Source organism: Vibrio sp. 10N.222.49.C9 (genome assembly GCF_041474985.1).
Lineage (GTDB): Bacteria > Pseudomonadota > Gammaproteobacteria > Enterobacterales > Vibrionaceae > Vibrio > Vibrio crassostreae_C.
In genome coordinates this window covers 1-273 of the sequence record NZ_JBFRVD010001242.1, presented here as the reverse complement: position 1 = coordinate 273, position 273 = coordinate 1, and the positions used below count along the sequence as shown (strand labels likewise).

Annotated in this window: 1 pseudogene; it reads left to right on the top strand. The window is 44.7% G+C overall.

Annotation, left to right across the window (positions count from 1 at the left end):
- Positions 1-273: pseudogene (locus tag AB4585_RS27750) on the top strand (alginate lyase); the annotation flags it as partial.

Genomic DNA, 273 nt, shown 5'->3' with positions numbered 1-273 from the left:
AGTTTGAACTGAACGGTGATGGCATTACTTTAGATGGATTGGTATTCACTGAAGGCGGTCCAAACGAGCGCTTTGGTGGCGTACGTATGATGGGTGACCGAATCACGCTGAAGAATTCAACATTCTACTACTTCAATGATGATTACCCATATGAACCAGACGAGCGCCGCTCAGAGTATCCAAAGTACCTTTGGGTTTCTCTATGGGGTAAAGATGGTCAAGTGATCAATAACCGTTTTGAAGGCAAGCAAAAACGCGGTACTTTGATCCTGT